The 15,875-nt window shown below is 62.7% G+C and carries 15 protein-coding genes and 1 pseudogene; 5 read left to right on the top strand and 11 right to left on the bottom strand.

Annotated features, from left to right (window positions below):
• Position 1 precedes the first annotated feature (1 nt).
• From IVB40_RS11220 to IVB40_RS11210, 3 genes are read left to right on the top strand one after another with little or no spacing between them, the layout of a single operon-like run.
• A complete protein-coding gene (locus IVB40_RS11220) occupies positions 2–1,525 on the top strand; it encodes a long-chain fatty acid--CoA ligase (protein ID WP_247818892.1) in 1,524 nt (507 codons plus the stop codon).
• Positions 1,522–2,610 (top strand): NAD/NADP-dependent octopine/nopaline dehydrogenase family protein, encoded by a 1,089-nt coding sequence (locus IVB40_RS11215; protein WP_247818891.1) that lies wholly within the window; start codon positions 1,522–1,524, stop codon positions 2,608–2,610. Before IVB40_RS11220 ends, IVB40_RS11215 begins: the two co-directional genes overlap by 4 nt.
• A gap of 3 nt (positions 2,611–2,613) precedes the next feature.
• Positions 2,614–3,606 carry a 3-hydroxybutyryl-CoA dehydrogenase gene (locus tag IVB40_RS11210; RefSeq protein ID WP_247818890.1) on the top strand — a complete coding sequence of 331 codons (993 nt, stop codon included), beginning with the start codon at positions 2,614–2,616 and terminating at the stop codon, positions 3,604–3,606.
• Here IVB40_RS11210 and IVB40_RS11205 read toward each other — a convergent pair.
• The 6 genes from IVB40_RS11205 to IVB40_RS11180 form a co-directional block, all read right to left on the bottom strand.
• A complete protein-coding gene (locus IVB40_RS11205) occupies positions 3,603–4,649 on the bottom strand; it encodes a peptidase M29 (protein WP_247818889.1) in 1,047 nt (348 codons plus the stop codon). The two genes, IVB40_RS11210 and IVB40_RS11205, sit on opposite strands and share 4 nt — an antisense overlap.
• A gap of 35 nt (positions 4,650–4,684) precedes the next feature.
• Entirely contained in the window at positions 4,685–5,452 is a 768-nt protein-coding gene (locus IVB40_RS11200) for an ABC transporter permease subunit (RefSeq protein ID WP_247818888.1), read from the bottom strand.
• The gene (locus IVB40_RS11195) at positions 5,449–6,234 is read right to left on the bottom strand and encodes an ABC transporter permease (RefSeq protein WP_247290429.1); all 786 of its coding nucleotides are present in this window, start codon (positions 6,232–6,234) and stop codon (positions 5,449–5,451) included. The genes IVB40_RS11200 and IVB40_RS11195 overlap by 4 nt, the downstream gene beginning before the upstream one ends.
• The gene (locus IVB40_RS11190) at positions 6,231–7,076 is read right to left on the bottom strand and encodes an ABC transporter ATP-binding protein (protein ID WP_247818887.1); all 846 of its coding nucleotides are present in this window, start codon (positions 7,074–7,076) and stop codon (positions 6,231–6,233) included. Before IVB40_RS11190 ends, IVB40_RS11195 begins: the two co-directional genes overlap by 4 nt.
• Positions 7,077–7,197: 121 nt before the next feature.
• Positions 7,198–8,892, bottom strand: coding sequence for a dihydroxy-acid dehydratase (ilvD, locus tag IVB40_RS11185; RefSeq protein ID WP_247818886.1), 1,695 nt, complete (start codon positions 8,890–8,892; stop codon positions 7,198–7,200).
• Between the two features lie 78 nt (positions 8,893–8,970).
• The gene (locus tag IVB40_RS11180) at positions 8,971–9,954 is read right to left on the bottom strand and encodes an ABC transporter substrate-binding protein (RefSeq protein WP_247818885.1); all 984 of its coding nucleotides are present in this window, start codon (positions 9,952–9,954) and stop codon (positions 8,971–8,973) included.
• 1 nt (position 9,955) lies between these two features.
• Between IVB40_RS11180 and IVB40_RS11175 the strand changes: the two genes are divergently transcribed.
• Complete coding sequence (locus IVB40_RS11175; RefSeq protein ID WP_346283289.1) at positions 9,956–11,047, top strand: NAD(P)-dependent oxidoreductase; 1,092 nt, start codon at positions 9,956–9,958, stop codon at positions 11,045–11,047.
• A 25-nt stretch (positions 11,048–11,072) separates the two neighbouring features.
• Here the strand turns inward: IVB40_RS11175 and IVB40_RS11170 are convergent, their stop codons facing one another.
• The 5 genes and pseudogenes from IVB40_RS11170 to IVB40_RS11150 all read right to left on the bottom strand — a co-directional run bounded on the left by IVB40_RS11170 (position 11,073) and on the right by IVB40_RS11150 (position 15,248).
• Entirely contained in the window at positions 11,073–11,618 is a 546-nt protein-coding gene (locus IVB40_RS11170) for a flavin reductase family protein (protein ID WP_247290439.1), read from the bottom strand.
• Between the two features lie 9 nt (positions 11,619–11,627).
• Complete coding sequence (locus IVB40_RS11165; protein WP_247818883.1) at positions 11,628–12,857, bottom strand: acyl-CoA dehydrogenase family protein; 1,230 nt, start codon at positions 12,855–12,857, stop codon at positions 11,628–11,630.
• 106 nt (positions 12,858–12,963) lie between these two features.
• The gene (locus IVB40_RS11160; RefSeq protein ID WP_247818882.1) at positions 12,964–14,232 is read right to left on the bottom strand and encodes a CoA transferase; all 1,269 of its coding nucleotides are present in this window, start codon (positions 14,230–14,232) and stop codon (positions 12,964–12,966) included.
• 237 nt (positions 14,233–14,469) lie between these two features.
• Positions 14,470–14,876, bottom strand: a pseudogene (locus tag IVB40_RS11155) (GNAT family N-acetyltransferase).
• 72 nt (positions 14,877–14,948) lie between these two features.
• Positions 14,949–15,248: a hypothetical protein gene (locus IVB40_RS11150; RefSeq protein WP_247402919.1), complete on the bottom strand. Its 300-nt coding sequence runs from the start codon at positions 15,246–15,248 to the stop codon at positions 14,949–14,951.
• Positions 15,249–15,611: 363 nt separating this feature from the next.
• Here IVB40_RS11150 and IVB40_RS11145 point away from each other — a divergent pair, with 363 nt between their 5' ends.
• A complete protein-coding gene (locus IVB40_RS11145) occupies positions 15,612–15,812 on the top strand; it encodes a hypothetical protein (protein ID WP_247402917.1) in 201 nt (66 codons plus the stop codon).
• The last annotated feature ends 63 nt before the right edge of the window (positions 15,813–15,875 follow it).

The following is a 15,875-nucleotide window of genomic DNA, read 5'->3' as shown; positions in this document are numbered from 1 at the left end:
GGTGGATCTCTGCAGTCTGATCGATCGCAACGCGGCGTTCGCGCCAGACAAGACGGCCATCGCCTTCGAGGGCGAACGGTCGAGCTATGCGGCATTCGCTGCACGCATCGAGCGGACGGCGGCGACGTTGAAGCAGGAGCTCGGCGTAGGCCGGGGCGACCGCGTTGCGATCCTCAGCCTGAACCGGCCGGACTATCTGGTTCTGCTCTATGCCTGCGCGCGGCTCGGCGCGATGCTGGTGCCCCTGAACTGGCGGCTCGCTGTGGCCGAGCAGCTCTTCATCCTCAACGATGCCGGCGCCAAGGTCCTGGTGCTCGAGCAGGCATTTGAGGGGGTACTCGCCGAGCTTGAGGGGACCGCAATCGTCGGGCTCGATTTCGAGCCGGCCCGCAGCATGACGTTCGAAAACCTGTTGGCTCGAAGCCGCGGCACCGGCCGCAACCCGCACACTGATCTCTCCTGTCCGCTCCTCATTGTCTACACATCGGGAACGACCGGACGGCCCAAAGGCGCAGTGCTGCGCCAGGAGGCGTTGTTCTGGAACGGCGTCATGAGCCAGCACATGCACAACATGACGTCCGATGACCATGTGCTGACGCTGCTACCGTTCTTCCACGTCGGCGGCCTCAACATCCAGACCACGGCGGCGCTCCAGCTGGGCGCGACGGTCACGGTTCACGCACGCTTCACGCCGGACACCGCGCTTGCAGCCATCGAACGGGAACGGCCGACCTTGACTGTGATGGTGCCGGCGATCATCCAGGCGGTGAGCGAGCATCCCGCCTGGCCCACGACCGACCTTTCGTCACTCAAAGCCGTCGCGACCGGCTCGACCATCGTACCGCCGCATCTGATCGACCGCTTCGTGGCGCGCGGCGTACCCGTGCTTCAGGTCTACGGCTCGACGGAAACTTGTCCCATCGCAGTCTACACCCGGCTTGGTGGCGATCTCTCGCGCGCGGGATCGACCGGACTTGCCGGCCTGTGCTGCGAAGCGAAAGTGATCGATCAGGCCGGCAACGAGGTGCCGACGGGAGCGCCGGGGGAGATCGCAGTGCGCGGCCCCAACGTGTTCTTCGAATATTGGGGCAATGCGGACGCAACGCGCGATGCGCTGCACGACGGCTGGTATCGTACCGGCGATATCGGCCTGTGCGACGCGGATGGCTATTTCTGGGTGCGCGACCGCAAGAAGAACATGATCATTTCCGGCGGCGAGAACATCTATCCGGCGGAGGTCGAACGCGTCCTGCTGGAACATCCCGATGTCAGCGAATGCGCCGTGATCGGCCGGCCCGATCCACGCTGGGACGAGGTGCCCATCGCCTACGTGATCCCGCGATCCGGCTGTCGGCTCGAAGCAGACGCGTTGAAAGCGCATCTTCAGGCCCAACTCGCCCGCTACAAGGTTCCGCGCGACATCGTTTTCGTCACCGACCTGCCGCGCACAGCGCTGGGCAAGGTCCAGCATTTCCTGCTGAAGCAGCTTGATGCGCAATCGCGCGCGCAAGGAGAAGCATCTTGAAGATTGCGGTTCTGGGTGGGGGAAACGGCTCTTTCGCGGCCGCGGGCGATTTTGCGCTGTCGGGACATGAGGTCCGGCTCTGGCGCCGCGACGCGGATCAGGTCGCAGCCCATCGCGCCGCCGGCTCGCGCATCCTGGTGAAGGATCATGACGGCCGTCACGACGTCAAGCTCGCGCTGGTCACCGCTGCCATCGCCGAAGCCGTCAACGGCGCAGAGCTGATCCTGTGCCCCGCCCCCGCCTTCGCGCAGTCTGATATTGCGCGCCTGCTTGCTCCACATCTGCAGGATGGACAGGTCGTGTTTCTGCCGCCGGCCACGTTCGGCTCGATGATCTTCGCCCAGGCTGCGCGGAATGCCGGCAACCACGCCAAGGCGTGCTTTGCCGAAACCGGGACCTTGCCCTGGCTGACCCGCAAGCACGGCCCGTTCGAGGTCGCGATCACAATCCGCGCCAAGCGACTGCCGGTCGGCGTTTTCCCGCTCGATCAGGCGCCGCGTGCGCTTGCGGTGATTGGACAGGCTTTCGCCGGCGCAATCGAGCCGTGCGGCGATGCTCTGTCCGGTGCGCTGATGAATGCAGGCCCGATTATCCATCCACCGCTGATCGTGATGAATGCAGGCCCTATCGAGCATTTCGAGAAGTGGGACATCCACAAGGAAGGAACGCAAGCCGCGATCCGCCGTGTCACCGACGCGCTCGATGCCGAACGGATTGCCGTGCGTGAGGCGCTCGGATATGGCGCACCGCATTTTCCGCTCGCCCATCACTATGCCAAGGAAGGCGAGGTGTGGATGTATGGCCGCGGCTCGCACGACCGGCTGACCGATTCCGGCGACTGGCGCGAGCGGATCGTGCTGACCGAGCACCGCTACATGAGAGAAGATTTGCGGCTTGGGCTATCGCTGCTGGTCTCTGTCGCCAGCCTGACGGGCGTGGCTACGCCGCTGGCCAAAGGATTTCTGGCCATCGGTGGCGCAATCTGCGGTGAGGATTTTACGCAAGACGGCCGAACCCTCGAGACGCTGGGCCTCGGCAATCTCGACAAGGCCGCTTTGCAGACGCTTCTTCGCAAGGGATTTTGACCGATGACCAGCCGAGCCACAATCGCCTGTCTCGGGGCCGGCCGGATGGGCCGCGGCATCGCCGTCGCGTTCGCCTACGCGGGGCATATGGTCACGATGATCGACATCAAGGCCCGTTCAGCCGAAGATTTCGCCAGGCTGGAGGCAGATGCGCTCGGCGAAGTCAGGAAGACCTTTGCCAGCCTGGCGAAGCTGGGGCTACTGACCGAGGCGGATGTCGATCCGCTGATCGCGCGGGTCTCGGTGGTGCCGGCCAGCCAGAGCGATGCGGCACTGTCCGATGCGGGAATAGTCTTCGAAGGGGTCCCCGAGATCGTCGAGCTCAAGCGGGATGTGCTGGGGGCGGCCTCAAAACAAGTCGGCCCCGATACGATCATCGCATCGACGACGTCGACCATCCTTGTCGACGATCTCTCTGGCGCGATCGTGAATCCTCGCCGCTTCCTCAATGTGCACTGGCTCAATCCGGCCTATCTGATCCCGCTGGTCGAGGTTTCGCCAGGCAAGGCCACCGATCCAGGCATCGTCGAGGAGGTCAAGGCGCTACTCGAAGGCATCGGCAAGGTGCCGGTAGTCTGCGCGGCGACGCCCGGCTTCATCGTTCCGCGCATCCAGGCGCTGGCGATGAACGAGGCCGCGCGCATGGTCGAGGAAGGCGTCGCTAGCGCAGAAGACATCGACAAGGCGATCCGCTACGGCTTCGGCTTCCGCTATGCCGTGCTCGGGCTGCTCGAATTCATCGACTGGGGTGGCGGCGACATCCTCTACTACGCCAGTCGTTATCTTGAAAGCGCACTCGGCAGCGACCGCTATCGTGCACCCGAGGTCATTTCGCGGAACATGCACGAGGGCCGGATCGGCCTGCGAACGGGCGCAGGCTTTCTCGATTATTCAGGTATGGACATCGACGCCTATCGGGCAAAACGGCTTCAGGCCATGGTCGACCTGCTCCGTCACTTTGACCTGGCTCGCCCGCCGGTGCTCGATCGGAACTAGCCGAACACGTCCTGCAGCACCCCTTCACTCACCACGGCGGCACCATCGAGCTCGATCGTCGTCCCCATCATCGGCAGATCGAAATGGCCCGCCGTGTAACGGCCGGCGAATTCGTTGGCACCGGTCGAGAACAGGAAGTTGCCGGAGACGGCACGAATTTCCGTGCCGTTGGTGTCGCGCTGGTCATACATCGACAGCGCCTCGTAGCGCGCGCCGGGATTCATGCCGAAGCCGACATGCGACACCGCATAGGCTTCCCGATCGCCCCAGGCGGCAAGATAGGCACGCATCATTGCGGCATCCGTGCCCTCGCCTTCCAGCTCGACGACATAATCGTCCTTCAGTGTCATCTTCACCGGCGAGGTCAGGTAACGCTTGAAGGTCAGGTTGATGTCGCCGGGCGCCATCACCAGCGTGCCGTTGATCGTTCCGCTCTTGGGGAAGCTGACGACGATGCCGCCGGGCCAATGCGCCAGCGTCCCGGGCTTGTCCGTCCAGCCCCACACGCCGACCGTGGATGCGCCGACCATATCGACGTCGAGCGCCGTGCCGGCCTTCGACGTCACCCGCATCCGCTTGGTCCCGCGCAGCATCTTCGCCGCCGCGCGAACGCGCTTCTCGAGCGCGGAATCCGGCACCATCCGCTCCAGCGCTTCGGGATGCTCGTTGGAGATCACCAGGATTCGCGCGCCGGCTTTGAGGATCTCGGGTGTCTCTACCGCATGCATCAAGCCCTCTATGGTGCAATCCACCACAAAGCCGGCTTGTTGAAGCGCGGTAATGACCGGGCCGAGCCGCTGGATCGCCTCGCTCGCCCCTGTCGAGCGAACCGGAACGATATTCCGGTTACGCGGGGTCGGCATGACCACGTGAAACGGTCGGGCGCCCATCCGCAACAGCGCGAGCTCCGCCAGATGAACGTTCAACGCACGTGACTGGGTTTCCGAGAGGATCGCCGCGGTATCGCCGGCCTTGACGGCGCATCGCTCAAAAACCTCGCAAAATGCGTCGATCCATTTTGCCTCAATGCGATCAGCCAGCATGTCTACTCCCGTCTTTCTGTTTCTTCTTCGTCAGTTCATGCTTCGGGGAAACCCCGCAGCAGATACGCGCGCACTGCCCCCAGCAGACCATTGAGGATCAGGCCCAGCAGCGAGATCGTGATCAGCGGCACGAACATGTCGACGGCCTGAAAGGTCCGGGCCGCCGTGACGAGCACATGTCCGAGCCCGTCGCTCGACGTGATCATCTCCGCCAGAAACACCACGATGCAGGAAATGACAAGGCCGATCCGGCAACCGGTCAGGATCGACGGCATCGCGGCCGGCAGCACCACCTTGAACAGGATCTCATAGCGCGGCGTTCCCGCCGCCATGGCCGACCAGATCAGCTTCTGCTCCACCGTCGACGCGCCGTAATAGGTAGACAACAGAATGGGAAAGAGTGCATCCGCCGCCACCAGCGTAATCTTCGATCCGTGACCGAAGCCGAGCAGCAGCAGCAATGCTGGATAGAGCGCGACCTTTGGCAAGGGTGCAAGCACGCGAACGATCGCCCGAACCACGGCGTTGATAGCCGGATTGGCGGCAGCGGCGATGCCGATGCTGACACCGAGCACGACCGCAATCGCGAAGCCGGCAAACAGCCGGATCAGAGTCGCCGCGATCTCCTGCTGAAACGTCCAGGTCAGGAGTTGCTGAAGCAGCCTGCTGAATACGTATCCCGGCGGCGGCAGCAAGACCGCAGGCGCAAAGCCAAACGATACAAGGCCTTGCCACAGCGCGATCACCAGCACGATCGGCGCGAGCCCGAGGATGATGCTGGTGTAGCGAAGCTGCGGCATCATGAGAAGCTCAGCGGCATGTCGAACTGCGGTTCGGACCAGCGCACCAGCCTTGCGCGGACCCGCTCGAAGATCGCATCCAGGCAGATTCCCATCGCGCCGACGATGATGATCATCGCAAAGACGGTGTCGTATTGGCCCATGTCGAGAGCGTTGAACAAGATGTTGCCGGCGCCGGACTGACGGGCGATCATCTCGCTGGTGATCATCGTGATCAGCGCCAGCACGAGTCCGGTGCGGCAACCGGTCAGAATTTCCGGCAGCGCCGCCGGCAGTACGATCCGGACCAGCCGTTGCGCAGGCGAAAGCCCCATCGCGGCACCCGACCACAGCATCTTCTCTTCCACCGCCTTGGCGCCCTCGAAGCTGTGATAGATCACGGGCAAGCTGACGCCGAGGAAGATCACCAGCGTCTTCGTGATGTCGCCGACGCCGAGCCACAGCATGATGATCGGCATCAAGGCGGCCTTCGGCACCGGGTAGATTACCATCAGGAGCGGATTGAAGAAGGCCGCGACGGCCCGGCTACGGCCCATCAACAGGCCGAGCGGAATCGAAACCGATACCGCTATGCCAAACCCGACCGCCATGCGGCGGAGCGAGGCCAGGATGTTGATCAGCGATTCCTTGTCCCCGAGAATGTCCGGGATTGCACGAATTGCTTCGATCGCCGTCGGAAAGCTGTCATTCTTCAACGCGAGGGACGCCGCCTGCCAGATCGCGAGCAATCCGATGCAGGCAAGCACCGGGGCAGCCCGTCTCGCCAAAGCGGCGAGCGATATCATGACGGAGACCCGACAGGGTCGGTCTCGTCGAACATCCGCTCGATATCGACAACGTATTTCTGGTAGCGTGGATCGAGCAGCAACTCGCTGCGTCGGCGCGGCCGCGGCAGATCGATGTCGATGACCTCGCGGATGCGGCCGGGAGACTTCGACATCATCACGACCTTGTCTGACAGGAACACCGCTTCGTCCACCGAATGGGTGACGAACAGCACCGTCTTGCGATCACGCTCCCAGATATTCAACAGATCGTTCTGCAGGCGAGTTCGCGTGTGAGCATCGAGCGCGCCGAACGGCTCGTCCATCAACAGAACCTCAGGATGGTAAGCCAGCGTTCGAGCCAGCGCTACGCGCTGCTTCATGCCGCCGGACAGCTCCTTGGGATAGAAGTTCTCATAGCCCTTGAGCCCGACCATTTCGATCAAGGCCCGGCTCTGTGCTTCGGCCTCGGCGGTGCGCACGCCCTGCTGGCGAGGGCCATACATCACATTGTCCAGCACGGTCTTCCACGGAAACAACGCGAATTCCTGAAACACCGGGCCGCGATCCGGCCCTGGACCCGTGATCGTCCGTCCCTTGATCTTCGCTGAACCGCTGGTCGGGCTGACGAAGCCGCCGACGACGTAAAGCAGTGTCGACTTGCCGCAGCCGGAGGGACCAAGGATGGAGACGAAGGCTCTTTCGTCGATCGCCAGCGAGATGTCCGATAGCGCTACATGATCCTTGCGCGCCGAGGTCTGAAATACCTGCGAGACGCTCTCGATCTCGATGATTGCAGAAGCCGGTTTTTGCGGCGTCACCGGTCTCACCCATTCGCTCGATCTCGAAGGCACTACCTTCATCCCGTCTCACTTCGTTCGCGCGACCCCTGCGCAACAGGCTTGCTGAACATCCTTCGTCAGCGACGCGAGCTTAGCAAGAAACTTGCCAGACGTTTGGCTGTTTTCGGGCAAGTGCGCCACGTCATCCGAACCAGGGCCATTCTGCGGGCCCCTCATGCGTCACGGCCCCGCCCGGTGCCTGGCCAACCAATCGGGCATATTTCGCCAGCGCGCCGGCACGGTGACGAGGCGGACGCGGCTTCCAATCGTGCCGGCGAGCAGCGAGTTCCTGCTCGTCGACCAGCATATCCATCCGCCGGTTCGCAGCATCGATCCGGATCCTGTCGCCATTGCGAACCAGCGCCAGCGGACCGCCGACGAAGGCCTCGGGAGACACATAGCCGATGCACATTCCGCGCGTGGCGCCAGAGAAGCGTCCATCCGTGATCAGGGCCACCTTCTCGCCCATGCCCTGTCCATAGATCAGCGCGGTGACGCCGAGCATCTCGCGCATGCCGGGGCCGCCCACCGGCCCCTCGTTTCGGATCACAAGAACCTCGCCCGCCTGATAGGTGCGATCACGAACCGCAGCGACGCAGGCCTCCTCGTCTTCGAAAACGCGCGCCACGCCTTCAAAGAACTGACTCTTCAGGCCCGCGACCTTGATGACCGCGCCGTCGGGACAGAGGTTTCCCTTCAGCACTGCGACACCGCCATCTGGCATGATCGGCGCGCGAGCCGCGTAAACGACCTCTCCGTCAGGAGCGTTGGCGGCGCCGTATTCTTCGGCAAGTGTACGGCCCGTGACAGACAAGCAGCTGCCATCAATATGCCCGCTCTGGATCAGCTCCCGGATCACCACGGCGGCACCGCCGATATCGTAGACATCCTTCGCTGTATATTTGCCTCCAGGCCGCAGGTTTCCGATCAGCGGCGTCCTGGCAAAAACCTCGCCGACATCGTCGATCGTGAATGCGATCCCGGCCTCGTTTGCGATCGCCGGCAGATGTAGCGCAGCATTGGTCGAACCGCCCGTGGCGGCCACGATCGCCGCACCGTTTTCCAGGGATTTCCGCGTCAAGACGTCGCGCGGCAACGGCCCGCCGCGTTCCAGCATCTCCATGATAAGGCGCCCGGCCCGCCTGGATATCTGCGCGCGCTCGGCATAGACACCTGGCACCATCGACACGTTGGGAATGGTGAGGCCCATCGCCTCCGACACCATCCCCATGGTGTTGGCAGTGAATTGGCCGGCGCACGCGCCGATGGTCGGCAGGCACGCCCGCTCAATCCGCTCGAGCGTGGCACTGTCGATCTCTCCGGTCATGAAGCTGCCAACAGCCTCATAGGAGTCGAGCACGGTGAGGGTCCGCCCGTCCATACGGCCCGGCAGCGCGCTGCCGCCATAGATGAAAATGGACGGGACGTTGCACCGGACCATGCCCATCATCACGCCGGGAAGCGTCTTGTCGCATCCGCCATATCCGATCAGCGCATCGTAGGCGAGACCATGGACGACGGCTTCAATCGAGTCGGCGATCAGCTCCCGCGAAAACAGCGAGAACTTCATCCCCTCGTGATTCATGCTGATACCGTCGGAAACCGATACGGTCGAAAACTCGCGCGGCGTGCCGCCGGCCTCCTCGATTCCCGTCTTGGCCGCAGCGACCTGAAAGTCGTGCGTCATGTTGCAGGGCGTCTGTTCGCCCTTCATGCTGACGACGCCGACCATCGGCTTGGCAATCGCAGCGTCGTCGAGCCCCATGGCGCGCATGAATGCGCGGTGCGGGGCCCGGTCGAGACCATCCGTCGTGATCCGAGATCGGAGCTTCTTCATACGTGCATCTTCTTCATGCAACGTCCCGGATCATCCTGGACGCCACGACCTTCTCGCTCGGTTCGTTCGCCCGATCGCCTATTGCAGTGGAGCGACAATCGTCGAATGCTTGAATTGCGCGACATCCAATTTCGGCAGCATCCCTGTCTCCGCGTAGATGTCCAGCATCTTCTGGATCGCGGGGAAATTCGGTGCCGCACCCGGGTCGCGGCCAAAATCATTGTCCTTGAGCAGATAGGTCTCGAGAACCGGAATAGGTGCCTTCAGGACTTCGTTGACGACCTTCAACGTCTCTTCGCGGTTCGCCAGCGCTTTCTTCATGCCAGAGGTAATGTCACGCACGTAAGCCTTGACCAGTTCCGGGTTCTTGTCGACGAAATCGGCACGGCAGGCTTCCAGGATGTGCACGATGTTCGGCATCGCCTGCGACAGCGAGAACAGTTTGCGCGTGCCGCCCTTTGCCTCGGCGCGCGCGGCAAACGGCTGGTTCATGTTGACCGCATCGACGCGGCCCTGCCGCAACGCATCTTCGGAGACGGCAAAGCCGACCTCGACCAGCTTGATGTCCTTGGCCGGATCGATGCCGTTCTGCTTCAGCAACAGATTGAACGGGCCTTGCGTGCCGCCGCCGATCACGGAAATTCCGACCGTCTTGCCTTTGAGATCGGCGATGGTCTTGATCGGGGAGTCGTCCATGACAGCCCAGTAGACCGAGAAACCGCCGGCCTTTTCGAAGACATGCTGCGCCACGATGTAGGCCTTGAGGTTGCCGCCAACCACGCCGTTGGCGAGCGACAGCGGCGCCTGCGTCGCGCAATCCAGCGCGCCGGCCGCCAAGGCCTGCGTCATCGGAGCGGTGCCCTGAAACTGGGTCCATTCGATATTGTAGGCCTTGCCGATGTTGGGAAACTCAGCCGGGCGGCGCATCATCCAGTATTTGGATTCCTCGGCTGGAATCGTCCAGCCGACGCGAATTGTCTGCTGCGCCCATGACGGGCCCGCGCTCGCGCTCACGGCCACTGCCGCCCTCAAAGCCAGGATCCACTTCGAAACGGTTCGCATCGTGCCCACTCCGCTGCCCAGGCGCCGACCCGCGCCATCCAACCCGACTGCGGCAAATGTTTCATGGTTCAAACAATCAAGCAAGCCATGCAGGCCGGGCGGTTTCGTCGTGGGATACGCCCTATATGGTAGTGCAGCGTCGCACAGCAGCAGATGGAGGCAACCTATGGCTGAGGCAAGCAAGACAAACCCGCAAGGCGTCGAGCGGCTCGGCTATCTCGGCCTTGGACTGATGGGGACACCGATGAGCCGGCGCCTGCTCAACGCCGGCCATCAGGTCACTGTCTGGAACCGTTCGGAAGGGAAGATGGCCGCGCTCGTCGAAGCCGGTGCCAGGCGCGCAGCCAGCCCACGCGACTTGATGGAGAGCTCGGACATCGTCTTCATGTGCGTGACGGATGCGGCCGCCGTGGAAGAGGTGATCTTCGGGCCCACGAGCATCTCAACAGCGCCCGGCGCGGGTAAGCTCGTGGTCGACTTCTCGTCGATCCATCCTGATGCCGCACGGGACCTTGCAACACGATTGTTAGCTGCGAACGGCGCGGACTGGATCGATGCGCCGGTCTCCGGTGGCACCAAGGGCGCCGAGGAAGGCACGCTTGCCATCATGGCCGGCGGAAAAGCAGACGATATCGACCGGGTCCGCCCCTACGTACTGGCCATGGCACGCAGGTTCACCCACATGGGCCCGACCGGCGCCGGCCAGACCACAAAGCTATGCAATCAGGTGATCGTCGGATGCGCGATGGCTGTTCTTGCGGAGGCAACACGCCTTGCCGTGAACGCCGGAATCGATGCCAACCGGTTGCCCGAAGCACTCGCCGGCGGCTTCGCGGATTCCATTCCGTTACAGCTGTTCGTGCCGCGAATGGTCCAGGGCATTCACTCACCGCCGCTTGGTCACATCGCTACAATGCTCAAGGACCTCGATACCGTCGCCGATGTCGCGCAGACGACGTCGACTCCGGTGCCCATGGCCTCGCTCGCAGGACAACTTTTCAGGCTCGCCAAGGCCGCGCGAGGCGCGGACGCGGATGCGCTCGAAATCTACAAGCTTTCGGCAGGGGGCGCTCAACCGTCGCCCGCAAGCTGAAGCACGCTTTGAGTGACTACTTGCGCTAGCCGTCGGCGAGAAATCGGCCGAACGCGCCGCGCGCGAAGAGCAGCGGCTCCTTCGCATTGTAAGTATAGGCCTCGACCGCACCGAGAAAGATCACGTGGTCGCCGCCGTAATAGCGATTGACCGAGCGGCATTGAAAATTGGCGACGCTCTCGGCGAGCACCGGCGCGTTGCCGAGGCCCGGCGTCCAGTCGACACCGGTGAACTTGTCATCAGACGACTTGGCGAATTTGCTCGCAAGCGCCTGTTGCGAAACGCCAAGAACGTTGACCGTGAAATGACTGGCGTTCTGGAAGATGGTCAGACTAGAGGAATAGACGACAAGGCTCCAAAGAACCAGCGGCGGATTCAGCGAGACCGAGGCAAACGAATTGCACGTCAGGCCATAGGGCTTGCCGTCAGGCGCAGCGGCTGTGATGATCGTCACCCCCGTGGCGTAGGTGCCTAGCGCACTGCGGAAATCACGGGGATCGATCGGCGAGTTGTCGCTCGCGAGTTCGTTGGCCGGATCGGGAACGGCCGGCTGCTTCGGCAGATCATTCATCGGCCGGCCTCACAGCGTGAGATTCTCGGACGGCAGGCCCAACGCCACGCGTCCATAGTTGGTCCCGGCTGCATCGAAATTGAACGCGAGATGCGAATTGATCGCGTGCGCATCGCGGAACTGCCGCTGCAACGCGCCCGTCGTGAACAGGCCCCGCGCTCCGCTCGCGGCGAACAGCATCGACACCGCATCCGTGCAGAAGTTTACTGAAAAGGCGCCGTCGCGCCGATATCTGGTCTTGGTCGCCATATCGGGGATATGCCCCCGCCGTGCATCCTCCATGGCATTCAGACAGGGCGATCGCATGATCAGGCGTGCAGCGTCGATCTTCGCCGAGGCCTCGGCGATCTTGATCTGGGTGCTCTGAAAGTCGCTCAGCCTGGCGTGGTTGTAGGTGGAAATGCGATGACGGACGACCTCCGCATAATCGTCGAGACACGCCTGCGCGTTCCCCAGCGCGACGCCGGAGAGGACGTAGGGAAACAGCGAGAACACCGGGAGCGCATACAGCGGGTTGGGATTGAGCTTGCTTCCCGGCGTCGGACCCCCGTCAAGATCGCCGACTGCAACCGTCATGTCCTCGCGCACGAAAGCGTCCCTGACCTCCACGTCGCAAGAACCCGTCCCGCGCAGCCCCGCGACATTCCAGGTGTCGAGGACCTTGTAGTCGGCTTTCGGCAGCAGAAATATCCGATACTCGATGCCGTCCGCCTCGTCGTCGGAGTAGACGACGCTTGCAAGCATGTTCCATGCGCAGGAGGCAACGCCCGAGGAGAACGGCCAGCTGCCATGGAGACGGTATCCGCCCTCCACTCTCGTGGCACGTCCGGCAGGAAAAATGAACGAGGACGCGATCAGTGCGTCCGGATCAAGGCCCCAGACCAGATCCTGCGCCGCCGGCTCGAACATGCCGAGCATCCAGTGATGGCTCGCCAGATTGGCCAGATTCCACGCCACCGACGCGTCCGCCTGTCCGAGCAAATCCGCGCAGTCGATCAAGGCGACATAATCGAGTTCTGCGCCGCCAATGCGCTTGGGCTGAAGCATCCGGAACAGGCCCGCGTCGTGCAGATCCTTCTCCGTTTCGGGCGGCAAATGCCGCAACTCCTCCGTCCGCGCCGCCCGCTCCCGCAGCCGCGGGACGAGCGCGCGGGCCTTCGCGACCATTGCCGCATGGGCAGGTTCGTCGAATTGCGCCCCTGCGGGTTGGCCCGCGCTCGGCTCTTGACCAGGCGCCATTCGTATCCCTCGCTTTCACGCATTTATGCGGCTGGAACATCGCCAAATCAAGCGGATGCAGCGAAAGGGCGCGATTTGCACGTCCCAAGGGAACGACCGCTTGGGTTCAGACCTGCTCCGATGGATTGCCCGATCCAAAAGCCCCCTTTTGGTTGAACTCCGAGATCCGGCGCTCGTCATAACCGAGCGTATCACGCAAGACCTGCTCGGTGTGCTCGCCCAGCAATGGAGCAGCCACAGGATCAATCGGGCCGGTCAAGCTCATGGCAATCGGCGGCTCGATGTTCGGGACCCACTCTGCCGTACGATGTGGAATCCGGTTCAAGCGATGGCGCTCTCGCGCCTCCGGTGCATTGAACCCCTCCTCTACCGTCCGGAGATAGCCGACCGGGATATTGGCCAGCTTCATCTTGGTCATCCAGTTCTCGAGAGTATCGCTCGCAAAGACCTCCGCGATGGCTGCCCGCAGAAGCTCCTTGTTCTCGGAACGCGCCTTGCGCGAGGCAAACTGCGGATCGGTGATCAGTTCCGGCCGGTTCAGCACCTCGACAACCAGCCGGCGATAGAGCCGGTCGTTCGCGCAGGCCATGTAAAGCGCCCCATCGGAGGCCTCGTACACGCCGACGGTAGGAGAGCCACTCGGCGAATTACCAAACCGGCCGGGATTTTCGCCGTTGATCAGATAGGCCATGCCATAGAAGCCGGTCATGCCCATCGCGACGTCGAACAGGGCGACCTCAACATGCTGACCGCGACCGAGCCGATCCCGCGCCAGCAGCGCCATCAGGATGGCGTTGCAGGCAGACATCCCCGTCGCCATGTCCACGATCGGCGGGCCCGTGCGAACCGCCGGGCCATCGGCAAATCCGTTGAGCGACATGAAGCCGCTTTCCGCCTGCGTGATCGGATCAAAGCCGGGACGCGAGGCAAACGGTCCGGTGCGCCCGTAGGCGGAGATCGAGCAATAGACTAGCCGCGGATTGAGCGGCGCAACCGTTTCATAGTCGAGGCCAAATTTCTTCATGACCCCGCTGGAGAAGTTCTCGACGACCACGTCCGCCTTGCGAATCAAATCCAGCGCGATCTCAAGAGCCTCCGGCACGGTAAGGTCGAGCGTGATGCCACGCTTGTTGCGATTGAGGCTCAGATAGGCAGCGCTCTCTCCACCGATCTCGGCGTGTTCATACGCACGCGTGTCATCGCCTCCGTCTGGATTCTCGATCTTGATGACGTGCGCGCCGAAATCAGCAAGCGTCTGCGTACAGGCCGGGCCGGCAACCACACGCGTGAAATCGACGACCAGCAGACCGTCGAGCGCGGTAGGCGCCCCCGTCGCGCGCGACGAACGTTCCGGCAATTGAGGCTTGGTGGGCATCGACGGCGCTCCCTTACATCGGCTTATGGTTGCCGAATTTCCCGCAGGAGCAAACTTAAAGCCCGGCACCGCTGACTTCGCAAGTCCTTCGCCCGCATCGCTTCAATACGCAAAAAGGGCCCGACAGCTGTCAAGCTGCCGGGCCCTTGGACGTTCCGTGTTGCGCTTCATCTCGCGCGAACCATTTTCCGTAGCGGGAATCGCGTTCCGCACCACGGGAAACCTGGCTCCACTCGCTCAGCGAAGCCGCTTTCGCCAGCAAAGCGTATGCACCCAAGCCCAGGGCACATGGGGTTCGAAGAGCCGATAGCCCGTCCGGATGAAATTATTCGCAGACACCGGATTGTCCGTCGTATCCGAGACGATGCTCTTCCATCCAACATGCCGTGCCCTTGCCTCGATCACCCGCATCAGCCTGCACTGAAGGTCACGTCCCCGGTGCCGCTGCAACACACCGACCCTGGAGAAACAACCGCCGTTTCGAAGGTACGTTGACGGCACGACACCGGCGAAGGCCACTGCCTCATCGCCGTGATAGGCAAGCCACCAGGCCCCTAACTCGAATTGTACAAGGGAGCCGCATCGAAGTACGTCAACCGATGAAGATCGGCGATGTCGTCATCGGATGCATCGACGATGCGAATTCTCTACATGAGACGGTCCGTTGGCGAAGGATGACGCGAGTGGAATGCAGCAAATGTCGTCGCGGCTGAGGCTCACTTCCCGAGCACGAACTTGACGCTTAGCCCAACCACGCCCATCAGGCCGGTCGCGATCACTGTAATCACGGCCTTGAGCGTGTAGCTCTGCGCCTGCTCCAGGCTCCTTCGCCATCGGCGCAGGTGCTGAAAATCCGCCCTTAGCTCTTTTCGATCGTCATCGTCTATTCCGAAAGACGCCAGCACCGATGCCACTGCCCGCAATACGATGGCATCGATGTTCGGCTGCTGAAGCCTGTGTTGCTCAGCCAGCGTCTCAGCAACGACCGCCCTGATTTCGTCATCTGCCATCTTCACCGCTTGATGATCCTCTCAATGTTCGCAAAGCCGCGCTTGGCGAAGTAGGAGACAACCAGATTAGCTCCGGAGACAGCAGCAGCGCGAGCACCGGCCCAGCGCCGCGGGCCGGCACGTTCGCGCGTGCGCGGCCAGCAATGGCACGGCCGGCGGCGCGCCGATCGGCGCTCCAGGTTTGACGAGTGCGTGGCCGCAATGCGCCGCCGCCGTCCGATCTCAATCGAGACGAAAAAACCCGCGGCGGATGCGTTCCGCACGGGTCAACCAAACTCGTCTCGATGATGGCATTATGCCGGTGTTTTGCCCGACGTGTCAAACGAACGAATTTGCTCAAGCTGCGTTAGACGATCAGGAGGCCGGCAGATGACGCTCAAAACTCCATCACAAGACACATCGCGAAATCTTCCAGGACGAAAGCCGCGCATCGACAAGGAGCGCGACACGCAAGAGACCGTCGTTGAAGACGCCGGCGACACCGAAGACAACAAGCGCGATCTCGTGCATGGCGAGGGCGGCACCATCGACCTCCCCACCAGCCCCGGCGATTTGTCGAAGGACGATTAGGCCGCTCCGCAGGCGGCGCGACGTGTGAAACATCGCTCGTTCGACCACGCCGTGCGGAACTTA

This window comes from Bradyrhizobium sp. 40, from assembly GCF_023100925.1.
Classification (GTDB): Bacteria; Pseudomonadota; Alphaproteobacteria; order Rhizobiales; family Xanthobacteraceae; genus Bradyrhizobium.
The sequence above is the reverse complement of the archived record's forward strand: the minus strand, read 5'-3'. Positions and strand labels throughout refer to the sequence as shown.